20 protein-coding genes, 1 rRNA gene and 1 riboswitch are annotated in these 23,280 nt (G+C 39.8%); of the genes, 2 read left to right on the top strand and 19 right to left on the bottom strand.

All coding sequences use genetic code 11. From position 1 onward, the window contains the following. Positions 1–2: 2 nt before the first annotated feature. The 3 genes from ligA to pcrB are packed head-to-tail and all read right to left on the bottom strand — an operon-like array spanning position 3 to position 5,006. Complete coding sequence (gene ligA / locus ACH6EI_RS23895) at positions 3–2,009, bottom strand: NAD-dependent DNA ligase LigA (RefSeq protein WP_028412523.1); 2,007 nt, start codon at positions 2,007–2,009, stop codon at positions 3–5. A 20-nt stretch (positions 2,010–2,029) separates the two neighbouring features. Continuing rightward, positions 2,030–4,255 (bottom strand): DNA helicase PcrA, encoded by a 2,226-nt coding sequence (gene pcrA / locus ACH6EI_RS23900; protein ID WP_028412524.1) that lies wholly within the window; start codon positions 4,253–4,255, stop codon positions 2,030–2,032. A 52-nt stretch (positions 4,256–4,307) separates the two neighbouring features. Next, a complete protein-coding gene (pcrB, locus tag ACH6EI_RS23905; RefSeq protein ID WP_099330576.1) occupies positions 4,308–5,006 on the bottom strand; it encodes a heptaprenylglyceryl phosphate synthase in 699 nt (232 codons plus the stop codon). 512 nt (positions 5,007–5,518) lie between these two features. On the opposite strand from pcrB, the gene ACH6EI_RS23910 reads away from it, so the two are divergent. Further along, positions 5,519–6,901 (top strand): glycine--tRNA ligase, encoded by a 1,383-nt coding sequence (locus ACH6EI_RS23910; RefSeq protein WP_028412526.1) that lies wholly within the window; start codon positions 5,519–5,521, stop codon positions 6,899–6,901. 38 nt (positions 6,902–6,939) lie between these two features. Here the strand turns inward: ACH6EI_RS23910 and ACH6EI_RS23915 are convergent, their stop codons facing one another. Both ACH6EI_RS23915 and ACH6EI_RS23920 read right to left on the bottom strand, forming a co-directional pair. Beyond that, positions 6,940–7,245 carry a YerC/YecD family TrpR-related protein gene (locus ACH6EI_RS23915; protein ID WP_013055048.1) on the bottom strand — a complete coding sequence of 102 codons (306 nt, stop codon included), beginning with the start codon at positions 7,243–7,245 and terminating at the stop codon, positions 6,940–6,942. Positions 7,246–7,392: 147 nt separating this feature from the next. Beyond that, positions 7,393–9,141 (bottom strand): adenine deaminase C-terminal domain-containing protein, encoded by a 1,749-nt coding sequence (locus ACH6EI_RS23920; RefSeq protein ID WP_099330575.1) that lies wholly within the window; start codon positions 9,139–9,141, stop codon positions 7,393–7,395. Between the two features lie 102 nt (positions 9,142–9,243). Here ACH6EI_RS23920 and ACH6EI_RS23925 point away from each other — a divergent pair, with 102 nt between their 5' ends. Then, positions 9,244–9,501 (top strand): YgaP family membrane protein, encoded by a 258-nt coding sequence (locus ACH6EI_RS23925; protein ID WP_016762773.1) that lies wholly within the window; start codon positions 9,244–9,246, stop codon positions 9,499–9,501. A gap of 30 nt (positions 9,502–9,531) precedes the next feature. Here the strand turns inward: ACH6EI_RS23925 and purD are convergent, their stop codons facing one another. The 14 genes from purD to rrf form a co-directional block, all read right to left on the bottom strand. After that, positions 9,532–10,806 carry a phosphoribosylamine--glycine ligase gene (gene purD / locus ACH6EI_RS23930; RefSeq protein ID WP_033580832.1) on the bottom strand — a complete coding sequence of 425 codons (1,275 nt, stop codon included), beginning with the start codon at positions 10,804–10,806 and terminating at the stop codon, positions 9,532–9,534. A 13-nt stretch (positions 10,807–10,819) separates the two neighbouring features. Beyond that, positions 10,820–12,358, bottom strand: coding sequence for a bifunctional phosphoribosylaminoimidazolecarboxamide formyltransferase/IMP cyclohydrolase (gene purH, locus ACH6EI_RS23935; protein WP_025752921.1), 1,539 nt, complete (start codon positions 12,356–12,358; stop codon positions 10,820–10,822). A gap of 103 nt (positions 12,359–12,461) precedes the next feature. Further along, positions 12,462–13,040: a phosphoribosylglycinamide formyltransferase gene (gene purN, locus ACH6EI_RS23940; protein WP_014461934.1), complete on the bottom strand. Its 579-nt coding sequence runs from the start codon at positions 13,038–13,040 to the stop codon at positions 12,462–12,464. Beyond that, entirely contained in the window at positions 13,037–14,074 is a 1,038-nt protein-coding gene (purM, locus tag ACH6EI_RS23945; RefSeq protein ID WP_028412529.1) for a phosphoribosylformylglycinamidine cyclo-ligase, read from the bottom strand. Before purM ends, purN begins: the two co-directional genes overlap by 4 nt. A 26-nt stretch (positions 14,075–14,100) precedes the next feature. Then, positions 14,101–15,516, bottom strand: a complete 1,416-nt coding sequence (gene purF, locus ACH6EI_RS23950; RefSeq protein WP_013055041.1) for an amidophosphoribosyltransferase — start codon at positions 15,514–15,516, stop codon at positions 14,101–14,103. Beyond that, complete coding sequence (gene purL / locus ACH6EI_RS23955; RefSeq protein WP_028412530.1) at positions 15,492–17,723, bottom strand: phosphoribosylformylglycinamidine synthase subunit PurL; 2,232 nt, start codon at positions 17,721–17,723, stop codon at positions 15,492–15,494. Before purL ends, purF begins: the two co-directional genes overlap by 25 nt. Next, a complete protein-coding gene (gene purQ / locus ACH6EI_RS23960; protein WP_013055039.1) occupies positions 17,707–18,393 on the bottom strand; it encodes a phosphoribosylformylglycinamidine synthase subunit PurQ in 687 nt (228 codons plus the stop codon). The genes purL and purQ overlap by 17 nt, the downstream gene beginning before the upstream one ends. Then, entirely contained in the window at positions 18,390–18,641 is a 252-nt protein-coding gene (gene purS, locus ACH6EI_RS23965) for a phosphoribosylformylglycinamidine synthase subunit PurS (RefSeq protein ID WP_014461938.1), read from the bottom strand. The genes purQ and purS overlap by 4 nt, the downstream gene beginning before the upstream one ends. A 7-nt stretch (positions 18,642–18,648) precedes the next feature. Next, the gene (purC, locus tag ACH6EI_RS23970) at positions 18,649–19,356 is read right to left on the bottom strand and encodes a phosphoribosylaminoimidazolesuccinocarboxamide synthase (RefSeq protein WP_099330574.1); all 708 of its coding nucleotides are present in this window, start codon (positions 19,354–19,356) and stop codon (positions 18,649–18,651) included. A 74-nt stretch (positions 19,357–19,430) separates the two neighbouring features. Further along, positions 19,431–20,723, bottom strand: a complete 1,293-nt coding sequence (gene purB, locus ACH6EI_RS23975; protein WP_013055036.1) for an adenylosuccinate lyase — start codon at positions 20,721–20,723, stop codon at positions 19,431–19,433. Beyond that, the gene (gene purK, locus ACH6EI_RS23980; RefSeq protein ID WP_013081438.1) at positions 20,720–21,865 is read right to left on the bottom strand and encodes a 5-(carboxyamino)imidazole ribonucleotide synthase; all 1,146 of its coding nucleotides are present in this window, start codon (positions 21,863–21,865) and stop codon (positions 20,720–20,722) included. The genes purB and purK overlap by 4 nt, the downstream gene beginning before the upstream one ends. Next, positions 21,858–22,346 (bottom strand): 5-(carboxyamino)imidazole ribonucleotide mutase, encoded by a 489-nt coding sequence (gene purE / locus ACH6EI_RS23985; protein ID WP_028412533.1) that lies wholly within the window; start codon positions 22,344–22,346, stop codon positions 21,858–21,860. The genes purK and purE overlap by 8 nt, the downstream gene beginning before the upstream one ends. Before the next feature lie 128 nt (positions 22,347–22,474). After that, a riboswitch (purine riboswitch) is annotated at positions 22,475–22,576 on the bottom strand. An 84-nt stretch (positions 22,577–22,660) separates the two neighbouring features. Continuing rightward, positions 22,661–22,861, bottom strand: a complete 201-nt coding sequence (locus ACH6EI_RS23990) for an NETI motif-containing protein (protein ID WP_016762769.1) — start codon at positions 22,859–22,861, stop codon at positions 22,661–22,663. 165 nt (positions 22,862–23,026) lie between these two features. Beyond that, positions 23,027–23,142 (bottom strand): 5S ribosomal RNA (gene rrf, locus ACH6EI_RS23995). Between the last annotated feature and the right edge of the window lie 138 nt (positions 23,143–23,280).

Genomic DNA, 23,280 nt, shown 5'->3' on the forward strand with positions numbered 1-23,280 from the left:
TCTTATTTATTTAATTCCGTAAGTAGCCTTGCTTCATCCCATACTTCAATTTCAAGCTCGTTAGCTTTTGTCAGTTTGGAACCAGCCTCTTCCCCTGCCACAACAAGGTCTGTCTTTTTACTTACGCTTCCTGTGACTTTACCGCCAAGTGCTTCAATTTGTGCTTTTGCCTCATTGCGAGATAGCTGTTCAAGCTTACCTGTTAATACAACGGTTTTACCAGCAAAAACAGAATCTACATTTTCTACACTTACAAGCTTGGGTCCTTTGTATGTAAGGTTTACTCCATACTCTTTTAATTCATGTATAAGTTCTTGAACCTCTTCTTGTGTAAAGTAAGCGACAATAGCATCAGCCATTTTGGCACCAATTTCATTAATTGCCACTAATTCATCATACGTTGCTTTTGTTAACTTGTCTATGGTTTCAAAGTGCTGAGCTAACGTCTTTGCAGCTTTTGCTCCAACGTGGCGAATGCCCAAACCAAAAAGCAAACGCTCAAGTGAATTTTCTTTAGAAGCTTCGATGGCCGCAATCAAATTATCCGCAGATTTCTCACCCATGCGCTCAAGCTCGATTAACTGCTGTTTTGTCAGCGTATAAATATCTGCTACATCTTTAATTAACTGTTCACGAAATAATTGTGATATAACTTTTTCACCAAGTCCATCAATGTTCATCGCATTGCGGGACACGAAATGAATAAGTCCTTCACGAATTTGAGCAGGACAGCTTGGATTAATGCAGCGAAGCGCAACTTCTCCTTCTAAACGTACCAGTTCACTTTCACATTCAGGGCAGTGAGTAGGCATCGTAAACTCTTGCTCTTCTCCCGTTCGCTTCTCTTCAATCACATTCACTACTTCAGGAATAATATCTCCTGCTTTTTTCACCACGACATAATCTCCGATGCGAATGTCCTTTTCACGAATCAAATCTTCATTGTGAAGAGACGCACGCTGTACCGTCGTACCTGCTACTTGAACCGGCTCCAAAATAGCTGTTGGCGTAATGACACCTGTCCGGCCTACCGTCAGCTCAATATTTACAAGCTTGGTTACAACTTCTTCAGCAGGAAACTTATAAGCAATAGCCCAGCGTGGACTCTTGGCCGTTGTTCCAAGCTCAGCCTGCTGATCAAATGAATCTACTTTTACAACAATGCCATCAATATCATAAGATAGTTCTGGACGTTTCGTTTGCCAGCTTTCGATATAAGCAATCACATCATCAATGGTTTCACACGTCTGTCTTTCTTTATTTGTTTTAAAGCCAAGATCATCGAGTAAATTCAAACTTTCGCTGTGAGAGTCGATTTCTAATTCTCCTGTATCAGTCATGGCATAGACAAAGATATCTAAATTACGTTTTGCCGCAATTTTAGGATCTAGCTGACGCAGTGAGCCAGCAGCTGCGTTACGGGGGTTAGCAAACGGAACTTCATCTCTTTCCATTTTTGCTTCATTAAGTGCTTCGAATGATTTCCTCGGCATAAATGCTTCTCCGCGAACTTCCATTGATAACGGTTCTTTAATTCGCAGTGGAATCGAGCGAATTGTTTTTAAGTTTTCAGTAATATTTTCACCAGTCGTACCATCTCCGCGCGTAGCACCCAGCACTAAGTATCCATCTTCATAGCGAAGAGATACAGCAAGGCCGTCAATTTTAAGTTCGCATACATAAGAAAACTCGTCTTCAACGGCTTGGCGCACTCGGCGATCAAAATCTCGAAGGTCTTCTTCATTAAATGCATTTCCTAAACTTAGCATAGACGTTTGATGCTGAACCTTCTCAAACGCATCGAGCACTTGGCCGCCGATGCGCTGAGTAGGTGAGTCAGCTGTTTTTAATTCTGGAAACGATTCTTCTATTTCAATTAACTCATTCATTAATTTATCGTATTCTGCATCTGGAACAGATGGCTGATCTAACACATAATATTCATAACCATATTGATTTAATAAGTCACGTAATTCTTGAACGCGTGATTTTGCTGTCTCAAACTCCATATTCTAGCTCCTTTTCACGATTACACTTTCGTAACCGGGGCAAATTTAGCAAGCAGTCTTTTTACACCTGTAGGACTAGGAAAAGCAATGTCTAATTCTTTTGAGTCTCCTTCTCCTTTTACACTTACAACTGTACCAATTCCCCATTTTTTATGCTCGGCCTTATCTCCAACGCTCCATCCAATCGATTCACTGCCCGTTGATACAAGCTTCGTTTTTGCCACGGCCGCTTGTCGGCGCGCTGCAAACGGCGAAGCTGAAGCCCCTGAACGACCAGCAGCAGGCTTGCGCATCGTTTCATTTAAAGATTCCACAAGCTCGCTTGGGATTTCTCCAATGAAGCGCGATTTTGGATTGACGTTTGTTTTACCAAATAGTGTACGCATTTGAGCATTTAATAAATACAATTCTTGTTCAGCACGTGTAATCCCTACGTAGGCTAAGCGTCGTTCTTCTTCCATTTCATTATCTTCGAATAACGATCGGCTATGAGGGAATACGCCTTCTTCCATACCCATTAGGAAAACAACCGGGAACTCTAGACCTTTTGCTGAGTGAAGCGTCATCAGAATCACTTGTTCGTTCTCTTCTTCTTCCTCGTCGTCAAGCTTATCGATATCAGCAACAAGCGCTAAATCGGTTAAAAATGCTACTAAGCTCTTATCTTCACTTGCTTCTTCAAACGTTTTTGTAACAGATAAAAACTCATCAATATTCTCTAAGCGACTTTGTGCTTCAATTGTTTTTTCTACTTTAAGCGCTTCACGGTACCCTGTTCTTTCTAATACTTGTTCCACAAGCTCTGTTACAGACATATAGTCTTGCATTTGAGCTAAGTTTGAAATCATGGATTGGAAATCACGAAGTGCCTTTGTTGCTTTACCCGTTAACCCCATCAATTCTACTTCATCAAGCGCTTTGAAAATAGAAATGTCATGAACGTTTCCGTAATTGGCTACTTTATCGACTGAAGTAGCTCCAACTCCGCGTTTTGGAACGTTCACAATACGAGCTAAGCTAATGTCATCATCTTGGTTGGCAATTAAGCGTAAGTACGCAAGCAAATCTTTAATCTCTTTGCGGTCGTAGAACTTAATCCCGCCGACAATCGTATAGTTAATATTGGATTTTAGCAGTACTTCCTCCATTACACGCGACTGTGCATTTGTACGATACAAAATGGCAAAATCGCTATATTTACGTTTGCCGCTGTCTACTGCTTCTTTGATTTTACGTGCTACAAACTGTGCCTCATCATGCTCACTCATTGCTTGGTAATGATAAATCTTCTGGCCTTCATCGTTTTCCGTCCATAAGTTTTTCACTTTACGATTCATATTGTTTGCAATGACGCCGTTTGCCGCAGCCAAAATCGTTTTCGTTGAACGATAATTTTGTTCAAGCAAAATGGTTTTGGCTTTTGGGTAATCTTTTTCAAATGACAAGATATTTGTAATATCAGCCCCGCGCCAGCGGTAAATAGACTGATCTGAATCCCCTACTACGCATACATTTTCAAATCGTGCGGCTAGCAAGCGAACCAGCATATATTGTGCATGGTTTGTATCTTGATACTCGTCCACATGAATATATTGAAACTTGCGCTGATAGTACGTTAACACTTCAGGAACTCGTTTAAATAACTGAATCGTTGTCATAATCAAATCATCAAAATCGAGCGCTTGGTTTTTCTTTAAACGCTTTTCATACTCTTTATAGACTTTACTTACAACTTCTTCATATGGTCCTGCTGCTGTTTTATCAAATTCTTCCGCTACTTTCAGTTCATTTTTAGCTGAACTAATGCTTCCTAATAGCGAGCGCGGATCGAATTTTTTTGGGTCGATGTTTTGATCTTTTAAAATGTTTTTAATAACGGACAGCTGATCCGTTGAATCTAAAATCGTAAAGTTGCGATTAAAGCCAATACGATCAATATCTCTTCGTAAAATACGTACGCACATCGAGTGGAACGTTGAAATCCAGATATCTTCTGCCACTCCGCCAACGATACTTGCCACACGCTCTCTCATTTCACGAGCTGCTTTGTTTGTGAAGGTAATAGCTAAAATATTCCAAGGTGCAACTTCTTTTTCCGCCATTAAAAACGCAATTCGATGCGTTAATACGCGTGTTTTCCCACTTCCTGCACCGGCCATAAGTAATAATGGTCCGTCTGTTGTTTTAACTGCCTCTTGCTGCTGAGGGTTTAATCCTGTTAATAATTTTTCACTTAAAAAATTCACGTTTTCACCGCCTGTATCGAACATATATTCTCTATTCTACTTTATTTATTTTTCACTGTGCAATATTCTTTTTTACCGCTTTTACCGTTTTTAATGCTCCCGATAAATTTGTATAAATAACATTTCCTACAATAACTGTATCAGCTAGCTCTCCCATCTCACTTGCTTGCTCTTTTGTCTCAATACCGCCGCCGTAAAATAACTTCGTCTCATTTAGCGAATTTTTCACTTCTGCCACTAATGCAGGGTCTCCATATGTTCCACTGTATTCTAGATAGAAAACGGGCAAATGAAACATGCGTTCAGCCATGCGAGCATACGCTACAACATCTTCTGCATCCAAATCGGTTTTCGCTTCCGTTAGCGCAGCTACTTTTGCTTCGGGGTTAAGTACGCAGTATCCTTCTACAAAAATTTCATCCCAGTCCATGATTTCACCGTATTCCTTCATCGCCGCATGATGTAAGTCAACAATCCACTTTGGATCCTTGCTGTTCAAAACGGTCGGAATGAAATAAGAATCAAAACCAGGCGTTACAGAGTCAATGGTTGATACTTCTAGCGCACACGGCACCGTGTAGCGGCGAATACGCATTAGCAGCTGCAGCACATTGTCTAAAGTTACTCCGTCTGATCCTCCAACAAGAACCGCATCCGTGCCGGATTCGCAAATTTTTTCTAAATCTGCATCTGAAATTTCTTTATTAGGATCTAATTTAAAGACATGTCTCCACTCTTTAATATCATACATATAGGTTCCTCCATTTCTTTACACTTAAAAGTTCGCGCTCGTCCATTTGTTCATTATAACAAAACTAAGAGGGTGAAATGAAAGGAAAACCTAACTTTTCATCACGTTTTTTGTTTTCAAAAAATATGGATAAAAGATATGGTTTTATCCTCAAATTCCGGAAGAAAACATCACAAAAAAAGCCCATTTTGCACAAGGTTATTGTTTCTCTGCATAGGATATGCTAATATATAGCTACTAAAATTCATATGATATACGCTGAAGGATCAATAGTACTTAAATCCTCTTCACAAAGCGAACTAGGGACGGTGGGAGCCTAGAGAATGGTTTAAGGAAAAGGCAATCTGGAGTATATACAGACGAAGGTGGATACATTTTGTATCAACCAGGGTGGAACCGCGGGAAAAACTCTCGTCCCTGGGCATATTGTTGATATGCCCAGGGACGAGAGTTTTTTTGTACCCGCTCTTTTTGTTTCGCTTGAATTACTACCATTTACAGGAGGAATTAGAATGTCAAAAACAATGGATCAAATCGTATCTCACGCCAAACATCGCGGCTTTGTATTTCAAGGTTCTGAAATTTACGGCGGTCTTGCAAATACATGGGATTACGGCCCGCTTGGCGTAGAATTAAAAAACAATATTAAAAAAGCATGGTGGAAAAAATTCATTCAAGAATCTCCATACAACGTTGGTTTAGACGCTGCGATTTTAATGAATCCAAAAACATGGGAAGCTTCTGGTCACTTAGGAAACTTTAATGACCCAATGATCGACTGTAAGGATTGTAAAGCTCGTCACCGTGCTGATAAATTAATTGAAGAAAAGCTTCAAGAAAAAGGCATTGAAATGATCGTAGACGGCCTTTCATTTGATGCAATGGCTGACTTAATTAAAGAACATGAAATTACATGTCCTGAGTGTGGTTCAGCTAACTTCACTGAAATTCGTCAATTTAACTTAATGTTCAAAACGCACCAAGGTGTAACTGAAACATCAACAAATGAAATTTACCTTCGTCCTGAAACAGCTCAAGGTATTTTCGTAAACTTTAAAAACGTTCAGCGCTCAATGCGTAAAAAGCTTCCATTCGGTATCGGCCAAGTGGGTAAAAGCTTCCGTAACGAAATTACACCTGGTAACTTCACATTCCGTACACGTGAATTTGAACAAATGGAGCTTGAATTCTTCTGTAAACCAGGCACTGAATTAGAATGGTTTAACTACTGGAAAGAAACATGTAACAAATGGCTTCTTTCTCTTGGCATGAAAGAAGAAAACGTTCGTCTTCGCGACCATGATGATGATGAACTTTCTCACTACAGTAATGCAACAACAGACTTTGAATACAAATTCCCATTCGGCTGGGGCGAACTATGGGGCGTAGCTTCTCGTACAGACTATGACTTAAAGCAGCATATGGAACACTCTGGAGAAGACTTCCAATACGTTGATCAAGAAACAAACGAACGCTATGTACCTTACTGCATCGAGCCTTCTTTAGGTGCTGACCGTGTAACATTGGCTTATATGATTGATGCATATGAAGAAGAAACGTTAGAAGACGGCTCATCTCGTACAGTAATGCAGCTTCACCCTGCTTTAGCACCATTTAAAGCTGCTGTATTGCCACTTTCTAAAAAGCTTTCTAACGAAGCGCGCGCTGTCTTTGAAGATTTAGCAAAACACTTTATGATTGACTACGATGATGCTGGTTCAATCGGTAAACGTTACCGTCGCCATGATGAAATCGGTACGCCTTTCTGTATTACATTCGACTTCGATTCATTAGAAGACAATCAAGTAACAATTCGTAACCGCGACACAATGGAACAAAAACGTGTAGCAATTAGCGACCTGAAAAATATCATTGAAGAAGCAACTCAATTTTAATTAAAAAAATAAGCGTATGGCTGCTTCAGCCATACGCTTTACTTTTGATTTGAATCTTCTTGAAGGCGTTCTAACACCATTTGATACGCATCGCTTCCATAATTCAAGCAGCGTTTAACACGGGAAATAGTCGCTGTGCTTGCTCCAGTTTCCGTCTCAATTTTATGGTACGTGTTGCCTTCTCTTAGCATTCTTGCTACTTCTAAGCGCTGTGCTAATGATTGAATTTCATTAACTGTACATAGGTCATCAAAAAATTGATAGCATTCTTCAATGTTTTCTAATGATAAAATCGCTTGAAATAGCTGATCTAATTCTTTTCCTCGTAGTTTGTTGATTTGCATCGTATCGAACTCCTTTATCATTGGCTTTCTTTACTAGTTGTTTCTATCTATAAAATACAGTTTCTATATTTATTTGCACATACATTCATTCTGTATGAAGACAGCCAATTTCATACAAATTTCAAATTCCTTTGATACTTTTATATTTTAACGCATTATAGACGGAAAAAGTACTTTTTTATTCATAACGTCATAAATTCCTACTGGCGTGATACGAATATAAGGCAAATGTGTAGACGAAAAGAACAGCAGTGAATAGACAGGATCATCGTGTTTGTATCCTCGCTCACCCAGCACTTTCTTGAGTTCCACCTCTCGTTTACTTAACTCTTCCATCGGCAGATTCGACATGACTCCTTTTAACGGAAGATCCAGTTCATATACTACTTTCTCACCTTCTGTAATAACAATACCGCCGCCAATTTCTTTCATACGTTTGAATGCACACATCATATCTTTTTTCGACTTTCCAATTAAAATAAAATCACCTGTATTTGAAAACGAACTCGCCATTCCCGATACATTTGTCGCAAATCCTTTTAACAGCGTATTGATGCGCCACTTGCCTTCTCGGTCCACCAGCACTAAAAAGCTTTCATCATGATCAGAGGCTAATACATCTCCGCTCACATTTAAGTAAATTGAATACGGCTCCATAATAACAGCATTTTTCATTTTGACGCCTACTGGCATTGAAAATTGAAAATCGTCCATCGTTAAATCAAAGTCTAACTTTAACGGTGAAAAACCAAACTTTTCCCAAGGAAATTCCACCGAGGCTAATGCTTGTTCTTTGCCTTCTTTTTTCATCCACTTTCCTTTTGCTAGCACAGATACCGGAGTAGGCCGCATAGGATCTTCTAAAATATTAATATTAGCCACACAGCCTGTTGCTACATGCCCATGCAAATGTTCCATGTTGTAATAGCGGGCAATATTTACAGACACCATATTATAAGCATCTAACACAGGAACTCCTTCTGAAATAGCTAATGTAATTAACATATCTGACACGCCGTTTTGGTAAAAAGAAGGCGGAGAACCGTCTGTATTCATGGTAATATGGTCAAAATAATCTACCTGCAGCTCTTTTAACTCCTGCAGCAGTTTTGGCAAATCTGGCCGAATGGAAGAGTGGCGCAAAGCAACGTCATAGCCTTGCGTTAACCGAGCAACAACATCTTCCCCTGTCATAGACTCATGATCGCTGTCTGCCCCGAGCAATTTCATTTTTGCTAAGGTAAATGCTGACGCCCCCGGGAAATGTCCTTCAATATGCTTCCTCATCCGCTTTGTCTCTTGAACCCAGTGAAGCATTAAATCATCTCCGTCTAAAAGCTTCGGCCAACTTGTCAGTTCGCCTCCTTGTAAGACAGCTTCATTTTGTAGCCAAGAAGTAATGTTTGTATGTGAGAAGATATCAGCCTCTTCATCAATTTCTGTCTGCGAATCAAATCTGCACCACCAATACAGTGACTGTGGTAACGTTTTCATTTCTTCAATCAATGAAAATGCCGTTTTTTGTTCAAGCTGTAAAGCGAGAATTAAATTATCATTAAATAAAGTGGTTGTTCCATGCTTGGCTGCATATTGGGAAAAAGTCTGGGGATTATATAACTGAAACGGGTGAACATGCGGCTCAATATACCCAGGAACCACATATTTCTCACTGCAGTCTATAATCTCTGTAGAAGCGTCTGTGTGCTTAGGCATCTCTGAGCCAACGTATACAATACGATCTTGGTAAACCCAAATATGTGCTTTTTTCCACTGCTTCATTCGAGCGTTCAAATATGTTGCATCTTTTAAGACAATAGTTGGTGCTTTTTGACCGTTTAATACTAAAAGCTGCTGTCTAATATGTTTGCTTTTCCAGCGGTATCTCTGTTCCGGCATGCTAAATTCCCCCTAATTTACTATGTATTTTTATCGTAACACATCCGTGATGTAAACGCATTCAGAAACTGTTATTAATTTTATGAATAAAGGTGATAAAACATGAAACCAAATATCGGTATTGTTAACGCATTAATTCGACTTACACTGGGCTTTACCCTTCTTTCTTGGACAACATCTCGTTTATCTCGCAGACCGTACAAAGATTCATACATCTTCTTAGGGTTAATGGGCGCTTTAAAAGTTGCAGAAGGCATCACGCGTTTTTGCCCCCTTACGTACGCATATGATTCGTGTCAAAAACACGATGAACATGAACACCATCCAAATGGAAACGAAGAAACGTATAATCCTTCATAAGGTAAAAAGGAGAGCCGGAGCTCTCCTTTTTTATTTTAAAGCTGCTTTTGCTAATGCACGATGGCCGATGTCTTTGCGATAGAAAAAGCCTTTTTCTACATCGATATGAGCCATTTGTTTGTATACTTCTTGCTGCGCTTCTTGAAGAGTTGCTCCTTTGGCACCTACTAATAGAACGCGGCCGCCGTTCGAAACGTATGTGTCGTTTTCTAAAGCCGTACCAGCGTGGAAAACAAGCGCGTCTTCACTGATCGCATCCAATCCGTTAATTGGCGCACCCTTTTGATAATCTTCTGGGTAACCCGCTGCTGCTAATACAATTCCAATAGCTGCTTCGTTATCCCATTCAATTTCTACTTTTTCTTCTTTCAAAATGCGAAGAAGCACATCGACTAAATCGCTTTTCATACGGGGCAGTACAACCTGTGTTTCAGGATCTCCAAAACGCGCATTAAATTCAATCACTTTTGGTCCTTTTTGTGTTTGAATCAGACCAGCATATAGAATTCCCGTATACTCACAGCCTTCTTCAGCTAATCCTTTAGCCATTGGAAGTAAGATGTTTTCTACAGCCTCTTGTACTTCTGCATCACTAATTTGCGGAACAGGAGAGTAAGCTCCCATGCCTCCTGTGTTCGGACCTTGATCGCCGTCAAAAGCACGCTTATGATCTTGTGCAATTACCATTGGATACACATTTGTCCCGCGTACGAATGCCATTAATGAAAATTCTTCACCATCCAAAAATTCTTCTACAACTACTTTGGCACTTGCTTCTTTAAATTTTTGGTCAACTAGAAAATCACGTAATGTATCTACAGCTTCTTCTACTGTTAAAGCAACAGTTACACCTTTACCAGCTGCTAAGCCGTCTGCTTTAATAACAATTGGAGCGCCTTGCTTTTCCACATATGCTTTTGCTTCCTCGTAAGACGTAAATGTTTCATACGCTGCGGTTGGTATATCATACTTTTTCATGAGCTCTTTTGCAAAGCTTTTGCTTCCTTCAATCATCGCTGCTTGTTTGCGCGGTCCAAAGACCGGAAGACCTTCTTGTTCGAATCGATCAACAATGCCTTCAATTAGCGGATTTTCTGGTCCAACAATTGTTAATCCAATCTTATTTTCTTTTGCAAACTGCACAAGCTCTTCTTGGCTGCTTTCATCGATTGGTACAATCGTTGCCACATCTCTCATGCCTGGGTTTCCTGGTGCTACAAACACTTCGTTAACAAGTGGACTTTTTGAAGCTTTCCATGCAATTGTATGCTCTCTTCCGCCTTTTCCAATAACTAAAACATTCACGTTCTTCACCTCATTAATGTTTAAAATGTCTTACGCCTGTAAATACCATTGCAATGCCGTATTCATCTGCTTTTGCAATTGACTCTTCATCACGAATTGATCCGCCTGGCTGAATAATAGCTGTGATTCCTGCTTTAGCTGCTGCTTCTACTGTATCGCCCATTGGGAAGAAAGCATCTGAACCTAAAGCTGAACCTTGTGCTTTTTCACCAGCTTGTTCAATTGCAATTTTTGCAGCGCCCACGCGATTCATTTGACCAGCACCTACGCCAATTGTCATGTCATCTTTTGCAAGTACAATAGCATTAGACTTAACATTTTTAACAACTTTCCATGCTAATTTTAAATCTGCCCACTCTTTTTCTGTTGGCTCGCGTTTCGTTGGAACAGTAATCGTTGCATCATCAAATCCGAATACGTCTTCATCCTGAACAAGCACGCCGCCTTTTACAGACGTTAAGAAAGCTTCTTTTTCTGCTTTTTCATCAAGCTCTATCGTTAGTAAACGAAGGTTTTTCTTAGCTGTTAATACATCTAATGCTTCTTGATCGAATGCAGGAGCAATGATAATTTCTAAGAAAATTTCTTTTAACTGAATAGCCGTTTCACGGTCGATAGGACGGTTAGCTGCTACGATGCCGCCAAAGATAGATGTAGGATCCGCTTCATATGCTTTTTGATAAGCTTGAGCAATTGTTTCACCCACACCTACACCGCAAGGATTCATATGTTTGATCGCTACGATAGCCGGCTCTTTGAATTCTTTTACGATTTGAAGAGCTGCGTTTGCATCGTTGATATTATTGTATGATAACTCTTTTCCATGCAGCTGCGTAGCTGTTGCAATAGAGCCTTTTTGTGTTAACGGCTTTTTATAAAAAGAAGCTTGTTGGTGAGGGTTTTCTCCGTATCGTAAGCCTTGAACGCGCTCATACGTTACTGTTAATTTCTCAGGAGTTGTTTCACCTGTAATGTTTGTTAAGTATTCAGCGATTAATGCATCATAAGCTGCCGTATGACGGAATACTTTTGCTGCTAATCGTTGGTTGGTTTCAAATGAAACATTGCCATCTGCTTTTAACTCTTCTACTACGGTTGCGTAATCGCTTGGATCTACTACAACTGAGACAGAACGATAGTTTTTCGCAGCTGAACGAAGCATTGTAGGTCCACCGATGTCAATATTCTCAATCGCTTCAGCAAGCGTTACATCCTCTTTTTCAATTGTCTTTTTAAATGGGTATAAGTTTACAACTACAAAGTCGATTGGCGAGATATTATGCTCTTTCATTTGAGCTTGATGCTCTTCATTATCGCGTAACGCTAATAAAGCACCGTGAACGTTAGGATGCAATGTTTTTAAACGGCCGTCTAAAATTTCTGGGAAACCAGTTACTTCAGAAATTCCGATAACGTCAATGCCATTTTCTTCTAGGGTACGCTTTGTACCGCCAGTTGAAATAATTTCTACTCCTAAGTCCTTTAATTCTTGTGCAAATGAAACAATACCTTCTTTATCAGATACGCTAATAAGCGCGCGTTTTGCTGTCATTTTGTAAACTCCTCCTGATCCGATCTCTCATTTAAAATCTTTCTTCCACTACTACTCTACCATAGTAAAGGATTAAAACTTTTTTGACAAGGTTACATCCTATTTATTTAACTGCGGCTTGTTCAAATAATTCATTCAGTACCGCGGGATAAAATTGATGTTCAATTTCATGAATACGGGCCTCAACTGTTTCTCTTGTATCGCCTTTTTCAATGCGAATAGCCTGCTGGTCAATAATTGGTCCTGTATCCATGCCTTCATCTACAAAATGCACGGTAATTCCAATCACTTTTACTCCTGCATCAAAAGCTTGACCAATAGCATCAATCCCAGGAAATGCAGGTAACAGCGAAGGGTGAATATTAACAATACGATTTTTGTATGGCTTAAGCAACGTCGAACCAACTAATCGCATATATCCTGCTAAAACAAGAAATTCTACTTTAGCTGATGTAAGCTCTGCAAGAATTGCTGCTTCATACGCTTCTTTATTTTCATAGTTTTTAGGCGAACAAACAAAGCATGGTATTCCACATGCTTTTGCTCGTTCAATTACGTATGCATCGGGTTTATTGCAAACAACAAGCGCGATATTTGCTTTTAATCGACCTGACTGAGTCGCTTCGTAGATGGATTGAAAATTACTGCCGTTTCCAGAAGCAAACACTGCAATATTTATCATGCAAACGTCCCTCCAGCAAATTCAACACCTGTTCCTTCTTTGACACGTCCGATAACAAATGCTTTTTCGCCTTCGTTTTCAATTGCTTCAATGACTTTATTCATATCTTCAGGTTCAACAGCTAAAACAAATCCGATTCCCATATTGAATACTTCGAACATTTCTTTACGGTCTAGCTTGCCTTGCTCTTCAAGGAAATCAAACACGTATGGAATTGGCCAAGAACCGTAATCGATTTCTACACCTAAACCTTCAGGAAGCATACGAGGGATATTTTCAACAAATCCGCCTCCAGTAATATGAGCCATACCTGCAATCTTAGCTGCATGTAATGCTTTTAAAACCGGCTTCACGTATATTTTTGTTGGTGTTAATAACTCAACTCCGAGCTTTTCATTAAAACCAGCGTAAGTTTCGTGAAGATTTAATCCTTGATCATCAACAATTTTACGTACAAGAGAGTAGCCGTTGCTGTGAATACCGCTAGATGAAATACCGATCAACAGCTGTCCAGCTTTAATCTCATCTCCAGTAATAATTTCTGACTTTTCTACCGCTCCTACTGTAAACCCTGCAAGATCATATTCATCTTCTTCGTATAAACCTGGCATTTCAGCTGTTTCTCCGCCAATTAACGCACAGTTAGACTGTTCACAGCCGTCTGCAATTCCTTTTACAATCGATTCAATTTTTTCAGGAACTGCTTTCCCGCAAGCAATATAATCTAAGAAGTAGAGAGGCTCTGCTCCTTGTGCTAAAACGTCGTTTACACACATGGCCACTGCATCCACACCGATTGTGTCATGCTTATCCATTTGAAAAGCAAGTTTCAATTTTGTTCCTACTCCATCTGTACCAGAAACAAGAACAGGCTCTTTTAAATTCAATGTAGATAAATCGAACATTCCGCCAAAGCCGCCGACTGTTCCCATAATACCTGCACGAGCAGTTCGTTCTACGTGCTTTTTAATACGTGAAACAGCTTCATATCCTGCTTCTAAGTCAACTCCAGCTTGTTTATATGAATATGACATGTTGTCACTCCTTTTTTACGTTAAAACTAACAAGTTACCTTTTCATGAGGGTGTACAGTATCTGGATAAATTTCAGTTGGATACTTTCCAGTAAAACATGCCATACACTGTCCGCCGTTGCCTTCATACTGTCTGCCGATTGCGTCTACTAAACCTTCGTTGCTTAAGAAAACAAGTGAATCAGCTTCAATCAATTCACGAATTTCTTCAACAGAGCGCGTAGCAGCAATTAGCTCAGAGGATGACGACGTGTCAATTCCATAAAAACATGGATTTTTAATAGGAGGTGAACTGATGCGTACATGTACTTCAGTTGCTCCTGCTTCTCGAAGCATACGAACAATGCGACGGCTTGTTGTGCCGCGAACGATAGAATCATCTACCATGACAACACGTTTACCCTCTACAATTTTACGTACAGGAGACAGCTTCATTTTTACACCTTGTTCACGCAATTCTTGTGAAGGCTGAATGAATGTACGGCCTACGTATCGATTCTTAATTAAACCTAATTCGTATGGAATCCCTGACTGTTCTGCAAAACCAATCGCTGCTGAAATACTTGAATCCGGAACGCCTGTTACAACGTCTGCTTCAATCGGTGACTCAACTGCAAGTTGTTTCCCAAGGTTTTTACGAGCAGAGTGAACATTGATTCCATCAATATTACTATCTGGTCTTGAGAAATAAATATATTCCATACTGCAAATAGCACGGTTTACGTTTAGTGTGAATCGCTCTGATTGAATACCTTCATCATTAATAATAAGTAACTCACCAGGCTCTACATCACGCTCATGAACCGCTCCAACAATATCAAACGCACATGTTTCAGAAGCTACTACATAGGCATCACCTAATCGTCCAATTGATAATGGACGCAGTCCGTGAGGATCAAGTGCAACCATCATCGTATCTTCCGTTAAAATAACGAATGCGTATGCGCCTTTAACCATGGATAAAGCATTTTTCACTTTATCTTTCATATCTTCATAGCCGCTTCGTTTAATTAAATGAGCAAGTACTTCTGTATCAGATGTTGATTGGAAAATACTCCCTTGGTTTTCCAGCTGATGCTTTAATGCATTTGCATTAACCAAGTTTCCATTATGAGCTAACGCAAGGCTTCCGCTATGAGAGCGGAAGTGAAGGGGTTGAACATTTTCAAACCCTCCGCCTCCAGCTGTTGCATAACGAACGTGTCCAATTGCTGCTTTACCGTTTAGTTGCTCTAACTCTCCGTGGCCAAATACTTCGTTAACAAGACCGACGCCTTTCATTACTGTCACTTTTTCTCCGTCTGTTACAGCAATACCAGCGCCTTCTTGTCCGCGGTGTTGCAAGCTATGCAAACCGTAATAAGCAATCTGGCTTGCATTTTCATGTCCCCATACACCGAATACGCCACATTCTTCGTTTAAGCCTTTGATTTCAGCAAGCATGGAAGCGCTCCTTTCCAAGCAGTAGTTAATTCTTCAACTGATAATTGAACAAGAACATTTTCTTGATGTTTAACAGTTAATGTTGCGTCTTCTGTTACGCGTCCTACTAATGTTGCATCTTGTACAAGCATTTCGAATTTTTCTTTATTCTCTGGTGAAACCGTTACAACAAAGCGTGATTGTGTTTCACTGAATAGCTCTGCTGTTGCTTCACCGTCTACCGTTACGTTTACGCCTAACCCGCTGCCGTTCATCACTTTTTCAGCTAGGGCTACCGCGAATCCTCCTTCTGCAATATCGTGAGCAGATTGAACTGCACCTTCACGAATTGCTTGAAGAAGCTGATCTTGACGTGTTTTTTCAACCGCTAAATCTAATTTAGGTGACTGGCCGAATACCGTACCGTTTTCTAGTACTTTTTGAAGCTCAGTACCTGCGAATTCTGCTTCAGCTTTACCAATAACATAGATTAAGTCATCTTTTTGCTTCGCATATTGAGTTGTAATATGGTTGATATCGTCGATTAGACCAACCATTCCAATAACAGGAGTTGGGTAAATTGCTTCACCTTTTGTCTCATTGTACAGAGATACGTTACCGCCGATAACCGGAGTCGATAGCTCACGGCAAGCGTCGCTCATACCGTCTGTTGCTTTTTCAATTTGCCAGAAGATTTCTGGCTTTTCAGGGTTACCGAAGTTTAAGCAGTCTGTAATCGCAAGAGGCTGTGCACCTGAACATACAAGGTTACGAGCAGCTTCTGCCACTGCGATACGGCCGCCTACTTCCGGGTCTAGGTATAAATAGCGAGAGTTACAGTCTGTTGTCATCGCTAATGCTTTATTTGTATCACGTACACGAACAACCGCCGCGTCAGATCCAGGAGATACAACTGTATTTGTACGTACTTGGTAGTCATATTGGTTGTAAACCCACTCTTTGTTTGCAATCGTAGGCTGTTTTAAAAGCGTTACTAACATATCACTGTGATTTTCAACAGTAGGAGCGTATGCTGACTGCTCTTGGAACTCACGATAGTATGCTGGTTCTTGAGATGGTTTGTGGTATACCGGTGCATCTTCTGCTAATGCATCTACAGGAACATCTGCTACTACTTCTCCGTTATGAGTTAAACGAAGGCGCTTATCGTCGGTTACGTGTCCGACTGAAACAGCTTCTAATCCGTATTTTTCAACGATTTCGACGATTTCATTTTCACGGCCTTTTTCAACAACGATGAGCATGCGCTCTTGAGATTCTGAAAGCATCATTTCATATGGTGTCATACCCGTTTCACGCTGAGGTACAAGATCAAGGTTCATTTCAATACCAGAACCTGCTTTACTTGCCATCTCTGCCGAAGAACTTGTTAAGCCCGCAGCACCCATATCTTGAATACCTACTAAAGCGTCACACTTGATAAGCTCTAAGCAAGCTTCAAGAAGAAGTTTTTCCATAAATGGATCTCCTACTTGTACAGCAGGACGTTTTTCATCTGACTGATCAGATAGCTCTTCAGAAGCAAATGTAGCGCCGTGGATACCGTCGCGTCCCGTTTTTGCTCCTACGTACATAACCGTGTTGCCAACGCCTTTAGCTTGACCTTTTTGAATATCTTCGTGGTTAATTAAACCAACACACATAGCGTTAACAAGCGGATTTCCTTCATATGAAGCTTCAAACTGAATTTCTCCACCTACTGTTGGGATTCCTACACAGTTACCGTAACCTGCGATTCCCGCTACTACTTCCTCAAACAAATGACGAACCTTTGGAGATGTTAATTCACCAAAACGTAAAGAGTTTAAAAGTGCAATCGGTCTTGCTCCCATTGAAAAGACGTCACGAATGATGCCACCTACACCAGTTGCTGCTCCTTGATAAGGTTCAATCGCTGATGGATGGTTATGACTTTCGATTTTAAATACAACGGCTTGGTTATCACCAATATCAACGATACCAGCTCCTTCACCAGGACCTTGTAATACTTTTTCACCCGTGATAGGGAATTTTTTCAGTACAGGCTTAGAGTTTTTATAGCTACAGTGCTCTGACCACATAACAGAGAATAAGCCTGTTTCTGTATAGTTAGGAGTACGACCAAGCAGTTGCTCTACATTCGCAAACTCTTCGTCTGTTAATCCCATATCTCGATATAACTTTTGTTCTTTAATTTGCTCTACATTTGGTTCAAGAAGTAACGACATTTTGTTCCCTCCACTGCTTTACGATTGATTGAAATAATTTAAGTCCGTCCGCGCTTCCTAAAAGATCGCTTACCGCTCTTTCTGGGTGAGGCATCATTCCTAATACGTTGCCTGTTTCGTTCGTAATCCCTGCAATATCTTGAAGACTTCCGTTTGGATTATCACCTGCGTATTGGAAAAGAATCTGGTTGTTTTCAATCAATTTTTGTAACGTATGTTCATCACAATAGTAGTTGCCTTCACCGTGTGCCACTGGAATAGCAATTACTTCATCTTTGCCATAAGCATTTGTAAACATTGTTTCGTTATTAGCTACTTTCAAATTCACTGTTTTACAGATGAATTTTAAGTTTTCATTACGGCGCATAGCACCTGGCAGTAATCCTGCTTCTAATAAAATTTGGAATCCATTACATACACCTAGTACTGGCTTTCCTTGGCTTGCTGCTTTTTTTACAGCATCCATTACATTTGAGAAGCGAGCGATAGCACCTGAACGAAGGTAATCTCCATATGAGAAACCACCTGGAAGCAAGATACCATCATATTGATCTAATGATTCTGTATCGTGCCAAACGTAATCTACTTCTTCACCAAGCTCATCTTTGATAGCATGATACATATCTACGTCACAGTTTGATCCTGGAAAAACAATTACAGCAAATTTCACTGTACGACAACCTCCTCAACCTCGTAACGGTAATCTTCAATTACTGTATTAACTAAAAGCTTTTCACACATTTCTTTTACGCGTTCATCTAATGAATCTGTGCTGTCGATTGTTAGCTCTAAAAATTTACCGATGCGTACTTCTTGAACTTCTTCATAAGACATACGGTGCAATGAATTTTTAACGGCTACTCCTTGAGGGTCTAATACACTTTCTCTTAATGTGACAAATACTTTTACTTTATACATGGTTGGGTTATCCTCCGATTCGCTGTAAGATTTTTTCGTATGCTTCTGTTAAACCGCCTAAGTCTCTGCGGAATACATCTTTATCTAATTTTTCGTTCGTATGAACATCCCAGAAGCGGCAAGTGTCAGGTGAAATTTCATCCGCTAAAATAATGTCGCCTTGAGAAGTACGGCCGAATTCTAATTTAAAATCCACTAAGAAAATGTCTTTATCTTTGAAAAATTTCGATAATACTTCGTTGATTTGAAGTGCTTGTGCCTTTAAACTATCAATCTCTTCTTGAGTTGCAGCCTTAAGGAAAATCGCATGTTCTGCAAGAATTAATGGATCACCAAGCGCATCATCTTTGTAGTAAAGTTCAACGATTGGCTGTTCAAAACGAATACCTTCTTCTACGCCAATTCGCTTCGCAAGGCTTCCTGCTGTAGCATTTCGTACAACGACTTCAAGCGGAACAATTTCTACTTTCTTAACCGCCTGTTCATGATCTGAAAGCTGCTTCACAAAGTGAGTTGTAATCCCTTGCTCATGTAACATTGAAAATAGTAAACTACTAATTTGATTGTTCAGCTGTGCTTTTCCGCTAATCTCTGCTTTTTTCTGACCGTTGAATGCTGTAGCTTCATTTTTATAAGCAACCCACAGTAAATCTTGCTCATCAGTAGCGTAAATTTTTTTCGCTTTTCCTTCATAAAGTAACTGTTGCTTTTCCATGCTGTCACCTCTACATACAGAATATTCAGATACACTTTCTTAGATAAAGGCAAGGACGTGCCTTGCCTTTTTTATTAAAGACCTAAACGTTCAAAAATCATATCTACATTTTTTAAATGGTGCTTATGATCGAAGCAATCTTCAATCTCTTCTGGCGATAAGTGGCGAGTAATGCGCTCTTCGCCTTCAATTAAAGAACGGAAAGGAACTTGCGTTTCCCATGCTTCCATTGCTTTTGGCTGTACTAAGTCGTATGCTTCTTCACGTACCATACCTTTGTTAATTAATGTTAAAAGTACACGCTGTGAGTAAATTAGCCCTAGTGTACGATCCATGTTGCGCTTCATGTTGTCAGGGAATACTGTTAAGTTTTTAACAATATTTGCAAAACGATTTAACATGTAATTCAAAGCAATCGTTGCATCAGGTAAGATGACACGCTCTGCCGATGAATGAGAGATGTCACGCTCATGCCAAAGCGGTACATTATCATAAGCTGTAACCATATAGCCGCGAATTAAGCGAGCAAGTCCCGTTACGTTCTCAGAACCGATTGGATTACGTTTATGAGGCATTGCAGATGAGCCTTTTTGACCTTTTGCAAAATATTCTTCAACCTCACGTGTTTCACTTTTTTGAAGACCGCGAACTTCTACTGCAAATTTCTCAATAGATGTCGCAATTAACGCTAGTACTGACATATAGTGTGCATGACGGTCACGCTGTAATGTTTGCGTAGAGATTGGTGCTGGTGAAATTCCTAACTTCTCACATACGTATTTTTCAACGAAAGGATCGATGTTAGCGAACGTTCCAACTGCTCCTGACATTTTACCGAATTCCACTTCAGCTGCAGCACGTTTTAAACGCTCTAGGTTACGCTTCATTTCTTCATACCATAATCCCATTTTCAAACCAAATGTCGTTGGCTCAGCGTGTACACCGTGCGTACGTCCCATCATAACCGTATATTTATGTTCTTGAGCTTTTTCCTTTAGTACTTCTACAAAGCGCTCTACGTCACTTAGCAAGATTTCATTAGCTTGCTTTAATAAATAAGATAGAGCTGTATCAACTACGTCAGTTGAAGTCAAACCGTAGTGTACCCACTTGCGCTCTTCACCAAGCGTTTCAGATACTGCACGAGTGAAAGCTACTACGTCATGACGCGTTTCTAGTTCAATTTCATTGATGCGGTTAATATCAAAAGATGCATTTTGACGAATTAACTTCACATCTTCTTTCGGAATATGTCCTAATTCTGACCATGCTTCGCAAGCTAGAATTTCAACTTCTAACCAAGCTTTAAATTTATTTTCTTCTGTCCAAATAGCTGCCATTTCTGGTCTTGTATAACGTTCAATCATGTTGTTACTTCCTCCGTTCTTTCCCAAATTCCTAGAGATTCGGCTTTTTCTATCGCCTCATCTATCTTATCAGCTAATACCGTGATATGTCCCATTTTTCTCTTCTCTTTTGCAACTTTTTTTCCGTACAAATGTAAGTGCATATCATCTAAACATTCGATTTTTGCCATTGTGTTCTCAATATGTTCCCCTAATAGGTTAACCATCACAGCAGGTTTTAATAAAGTCGGCTGTGCTAGGGTCCAGTTACAAATGGCTCTTACATGCTGCTGAAATTGAGAAAGATCACAAGCATTGATTGAATAATGACCTGAGTTATGAGGTCTAGGTGCCATTTCATTTATATAAAGCTGACCTTCTTCAGTTAGGAACATCTCAACTGCTAATGTACCAACTAAATCTAATCCTTTTGCTATTTCTTGCGCATATTGAAGAGCTTTCGCTTCTTGATCTGCTGTAATACGTGCCGGAACAATCGTTTGGTGCAAAATATGATGCTTATGAATGTTCTCAGCTACTGGTAAACATACCGTTTCGCCTTTTGCATTTCGGTGTACAATAACTGATACTTCTTTATCTAAGTTCATCCACTGTTCTACAATGCATTCCGACTGTGCTAATAGCTCAGCTGCTTCACGAATATTATTCTCATTTTTCACTAGAACTTGCCCTTTACCGTCATATCCGCCTCGGCAAGTTTTTACGACACATGGATAACCAATTGTTTCGACAGCTTTTAAAAGTTCTTCTTCAGTCGTAACGATTGCGTAATCAGGAACGTCTAGATTAAGCTTTGTAATCATTTCTTTTTCTAAACGACGATTTTGTGTAACGGCTAGTAAATGACTGCCTTGTGGCACGTAGCATTTTGTTTCTAGCCATTTCATCATCTCAACATCAACGTTTTCAAATTCATAGGTGATGACATCTGACACTTCAGCAAGCTGTTCAACCGCTTTTCTATCATCATAGTTGCCAATGACTTTAATATCTGCTACTTGACCGCAAGGAGAATCTTCTGTTGGTTCAAGCACTGCAATGTAATAACCCATTTCTTTAGCAGATAGTGCAATCATTCTTCCTAGCTGTCCACCGCCTACGATTCCAATTGTTTTACCAGGAGGTATAAGTAAATTAGACAAGTTGATCACTACTTTCTAACACAGATGATTTAATAGACTCTCTACGATTTTCAAGTTGATCACTTAACGTTGGATCCTGTGTTGCTAAGATTTGTGCTGCTAGCAGGCCAGCGTTCGTAGAACCAGCTTTCCCAATAGCTACTGTAGCTACCGGTACGCCGCCTGGCATTTGAACAATCGATAAAAGTGAATCTAAACCGTTTAAGTTACTTGATTTAACGGGTACTCCTATTACAGGTAAAATTGTTTTTGCGGCAATCATACCAGGTAAGTGCGCAGCACCCCCAGCGCCAGCAATAATAACTTTAATCCCTCGTTCTTTCGCTGTTTCAGCATATTCAAACATATAATCCGGCGTTCGATGTGCTGATACAACTTTCTTTTCATATTGAATATTTAATTCATCTAAAATGTCACACGCATATTTCATAGTGCTCCAGTCTGACTGACTGCCCATTACAACAGCAACTTTTACATTCATGAATAAAAGCTCCTTTTTCACGTTATAAAAAAACCTAGGGTAAGTTATGGCTCACTAAAGGAAAGCCACAACTACCCTAGGTTTCATGTATCAACATTCCTTTTGAAAAGGAATCATGTTTACCTATTTAGTAATTGTACTCTCCTCATAGTCCAATGATTTACGGTCATCGGGTAGAGACTCGTGGGCCATATTCCCACTATTATATGAGGTTTCGGATATCTCAATTGACAACTTAATAATAACAGCCAAACTAGAAAAAAGTCAACCTAAAAATCGAATGTTTACTATTTTTATCATTAAAATGTTCGTATTTAGAGACTTTTCCCTTCGAAAACAATCTGTTGCTTTACCGGAACATAGTCCTTTTTACCATTTATTTCTTTTTCTTCAAAAATAGGCTTTTCCATTCGTCGAACAGGCATATACCCATCTTTTTTCATCCGATCTAAACAACTTGCGATTGTTTCATTTTCTTGTAATTCATACAGTACTTTTTTTGATTTCTTACCCAAAATGCAGCCTCCAGTTCGAAAAAAGTTTCTTACAGCGTCAAAAAGAGCTTTTATAACAAAAATTAAATGAATCCACTATAGTGTAACATAATTTAAAAGTTAAATTCATGCTGTAATTTTTAGAAACAAAAAAGACTAGTCATTGAATGACTAGTCTTTTTATTGGCCTGGCAACGTCCTACTCTCACAGGGACAAAGTCCCAACTACCATTGGCGCTAAAGAGCTTAACTTCCGTGTTCGGTATGGGAACGGGTGTGACCTCTTCGCTATCGCCACCAGACAAGAGATTGTTCTCTCAAAACTAGATAACTGTTTGCTGAGTAAAGCTTACGCTTTTAAAAGTTTGGTTAAGTCCTCGATCGATTAGTATCAGTCAGCTACACATGTCGCCACGCTTCCACCTCTGACCTATCAACCT

The organism is Priestia sp. JSM ZJ58 (genome assembly GCF_044383985.1).
GTDB lineage: Bacteria > Bacillota > Bacilli > Bacillales > Bacillaceae_H > Priestia > Priestia zanthoxyli.